The 3,694-nt window shown below is 72.4% G+C and carries 3 protein-coding genes; 1 reads left to right on the top strand and 2 read right to left on the bottom strand.

The window, feature by feature from the left end:
- Window positions 1–1,238, top strand: a 1,238-nt coding sequence (locus ACFV4N_RS41280) for a condensation domain-containing protein (RefSeq protein ID WP_499678141.1), incomplete at its 5' end; no start/stop codon positions are given.
- 60 nt (window positions 1,239–1,298) lie between these two features.
- Here the strand turns inward: ACFV4N_RS41280 and ACFV4N_RS41285 are convergent.
- On the bottom strand, window positions 1,299–2,840 hold the full coding sequence (locus ACFV4N_RS41285; protein WP_499678142.1) for a 4-hydroxyphenylacetate 3-hydroxylase family protein: 1,542 nt from the start codon (window positions 2,838–2,840) through the stop codon (window positions 1,299–1,301).
- 77 nt (window positions 2,841–2,917) lie between these two features.
- Window positions 2,918–3,694 (bottom strand): thioesterase II family protein (locus tag ACFV4N_RS41290; protein WP_499678143.1); only part of this gene is annotated, 777 nt, incomplete at its 5' end.

The raw sequence follows: 3,694 nt of genomic DNA on the forward strand, positions 1-3,694 counted from the left end.
CCTACACGATCCCGCTGGAGTTCCGCATCACCGGGCCGCTGGACGTGGACCTGCTGCGCCGGTCGATCCAGGGGGTGGTCGACCGGCACGACGCGCTGCGGATCACCGTCGAGCAGACCGACGACGGCGAACCGGTCCAGGTCGTCCACGAGTCCGTGCGGCTGGACGTCCCGTGCACCGACCTCGCCGGCCGGGGGTCGCCGGAGGAGGTCGACGGGATCCGCGAGCGCATCGGCTTCCACGAGTTCGCGCTGGCCGAGGGGCCGCTGCTGGCCGCGCACGTCGTGCGCCTGGCACCCGAGGACCACGTCCTCTACGTCGTCTTCCACCACCTCGTCGTGGACGAGCGCTCCATGACCCTGTTCATGGCCGAGCTGAGCGCCCTCTACGCGGCCGGGACCGACGGGTCCGCCGGGCCCGCCGACCTGCCGGTGCAGATCGGCGACTACGTGGCGTGGGAGGGGGCGCAGCTCGGCGGCGACGGCCTGGAGCGGCTGCGGTCGTTCTGGCGCTCGCGCCTGCACGGCGTCCCGGAACTGGTGCTGCCGACCGACTTCGACCGCCCGGCCAACCTGACCTTCGACGGCGAGTTCCTCTACCGGCCCCAGGAGCGCGGCCTGTTCGACGCGTTCGCCGCGCTGGCCTCCGCCCACCGCGTCACCCCGTTCATCGCCTTCACCGCCGCGACGTCCCTGCTGCTGCACCGGATCTCCGGCCAGGAGCTGTTCCTGATCGGGATGCCGAGCGACACCAGGGGCATGAGCGGGTCGGAGCGGCTGATCGGGTGCTTCATCAACGTCCTGCCGGTCCGGGTGGACTGCACCGGCTCGCCGACGTTCGCCGAGCTGATGCGGCGGCTGCGGGACGAGGTCGTGGCCGTGTACGACCACCGCGCCCTGCCCCTGTCGGCGATCGTCGACGCGGTCGGCGCCGCCCGCTCGGTCGACCGCCTCCCCCTGTTCCAGGTGACCACCGAGTTGCAGGTCGAGAGCTGGCTGCCGTTCCGGCTGCCCGGCTGCGCCATCGACTACTCGTTCATCGGGCACGGGACCGCGCGCTACGACCTGGCGTTCCACGCCATCGTGAAACCGGGCTCGTTCGAGGTGTGCGCCGAGGTCAACAGCGGCATCTACACCTTCGACACCGGGTACCGCAGGCTGGACCAGCTCGGCTCGCTGATCCGCCAGGTCGTCCGGGACCCGGACCTGCCCCTGGCCGACTACGCCGTGGACGACTGACGCGGCACGCCGGAACGCCCCGGGACCAGGTCGGGTCCCGGGGCGTTCCGGTGTCGGCGCTCAGTCCGCCGCGGGGACCAGCCCGGCGGGATCGGCGGGGGCAGGGTCGGTGGCGGGCTCGGCGGCGGGATCGGCGGTGCGGCCGTCGGGGGCCTCGGGGCCGTAGGTCGACAGGAAGCCCTCCACCGCGGCCAGCGGTTCGGCGAAGTCGTAGTGCCGGAAGGACATCATCTTCGCGACGGCGGGCGGGCCCGCGTAGAACATCTCGTACTGGTGGTGCCGGCTGCCGAACTCCGAGCCGACGGCGTCCCACGCGAGCTTGAGGAGCTGGACGCGCTGCTCGGCCGGGAACCCCTTCACCCGCGCGTACCTCCGCATGTCCGCCGCGGTCTCCTCGTTGAGCAGCTCGAAGCGCGAGGACGGCACCTGGATCACCCCGCCGCCGACCAGTTCGCGGACGACCTGCAACACCCTCGGGTAGACCTCGGACTGGAGCCCCATGGCGCCGTAGAGGAAGCGGCGGTTGGGCGCCACGACCCCGTTCGGGTCCGGGGCGGCCGCGGCCTCGGCGGCGATCGTCCCGGCCTCGACCATCGCGGCCAGCGAGGCGAGTTCGCCGAGCTTCTCCACCACGGCCGGGACCGCGTCGGTGTGGTGGGTCGCGCACACCTTCCGCACCACGCCCAAGATGAACTTCAGCTTCTCGACCAACCGCACCTGGGCCTGGTGGTTGCCCAGGACGTGGGCCGGGGTGCCGTAGAACTGGGCGCGGACACCCTCCACGTCCCGGTGGACGAACACGTTGTCCCACGGCACCAGGACGTCGTCGAACACCAGGACCGCGTCGGACTCGTCGAACCTGGCCGCCAGCGGGTAGTCGAACCCGCTCTCGACGGCGTGCGCGTACGGCCGGCGGCAGTAGAGCCGCAGCCCGGGGGTGTCGACGGGCAGGATGAACGACACGGCGTGGTCCGCGTCGTCCGGCCCCAGCGGCTGGATGCAGCTGACGAACACGCAGTCCGACACCGCGGCGCTGGTCGCCAGCATCTGCGCGCCGCGCACGACGATCCCGTCCGCGCGCCGGCCGACGACCGCGACCTGCAACGGCCCGTCGGCGTCGTCCTCCGGCACCTCGACCCGGCTCGTCTGCGGCGGCGTGATCGCGTAGGTGACGAACAGGCTCTCGTCGACGATCTTCCGGTACCAGGCGAGCACGGCGGCCGAGCCGTCGTGGGTGCTCCGGTCGAACACGCCGGGCGACGAGGCGAAGCCCGCCAGGTAGCCCGCGAAGTGGTCGGGACCGCGGCCCACGAAACCGGCGGTCAGCCCGGCCCACTTGACGAGCGCCTCGCGCCGCGCGGCGAAATCGGCCGCGGACCGCGGGATCAGGTAGGGCTTGAGCGCGTCCCGGCCGGTCTCCGGGCAGTGGAACACCATGTCGTTGGCGGGGTCCGCCGCGAAGTCGTACAGCCCGGCGACGGTGTTGGCGATGCCCCGGAAGCGGGGGTCGTCGACCACGTCGGCCACCCGGCGCCCCTCCAGGAACACCGACCGGCCGTCCCGGACGGCGTTGAGGTATTGGTCGCCTGTGCGCAGGACCACGCCGATCACCACTTTCCGCGATGGACGAAGGGATGGACTGGGCCGTCGGCGGGAACGCGCTCCCGGGGACGGCCCGCTCAGGCCGCCTCGGCGACCTCCACGATCAGCTCGACGAGTTCTTCGGGCGCTTCCAGGAACGAGTAGTGGTCACCGCGCAGGAGCACCACGTCGACGTCGTCGGAGCACTCGGTCCACGCGTCCATCAGCGGGCTGGGGATGTCGACGTCCCGGTCCCAGCCCACCGCGGTGACGCGGCACGGCAGGAGCGCCGGCGCCGGTTTCGAGTAGCGCCGGTTGGCGTCGAGGTCGGCGACCAGGACGTCCCGGACGATCTCGATGATCTCGTCCGAGAAGGTCTCCCGGCTGCCCATCCGCCGCAGCAGCGTGCGGATCTCCTCGTCCAGCTCCGGCACGGACAGGCCGAGGAACCTGCCGTACGGCCCGTGGTGCGGCACGACCTGCGACGACGCGATGAACGCCGAGGGCGGGCGCAGGCCCAGCTCCGCGGCGCGCAACGCCGACTCGTAGGCGGGCAGCACGCCGCCGCAGTGGCTGAAGAGGACGTAGGGCCGGTCCAGGTAGGGCTCGATGCCGGGCACCAGGGCGTCCGCGAGCCGCTCGTAGGTGCCGAAGTGGGGCTCCCTGGTCCGGTTCTCCCGGAACGGGAACTGGACCGGGACGAAGTCGACCTCGCCGCGCCGCGCGGGCCAGCGCTGGTACATCGACGCGCCGCACCCCGAGTACGGGAAGCAGAGGACCCGCACCCGCGCGTCGGGGTCGGGTTCCGCGAGGAACCACGGCGTCGACGACCGGGTACCGCCGGTCCTGCGTCCGACCGCCACCCTCACCACACC

Origin of the sequence: Actinosynnema sp. NPDC059797 (assembly GCF_042732085.1) — a bacterium.
GTDB lineage: Bacteria > Actinomycetota > Actinomycetes > Mycobacteriales > Pseudonocardiaceae > Actinosynnema.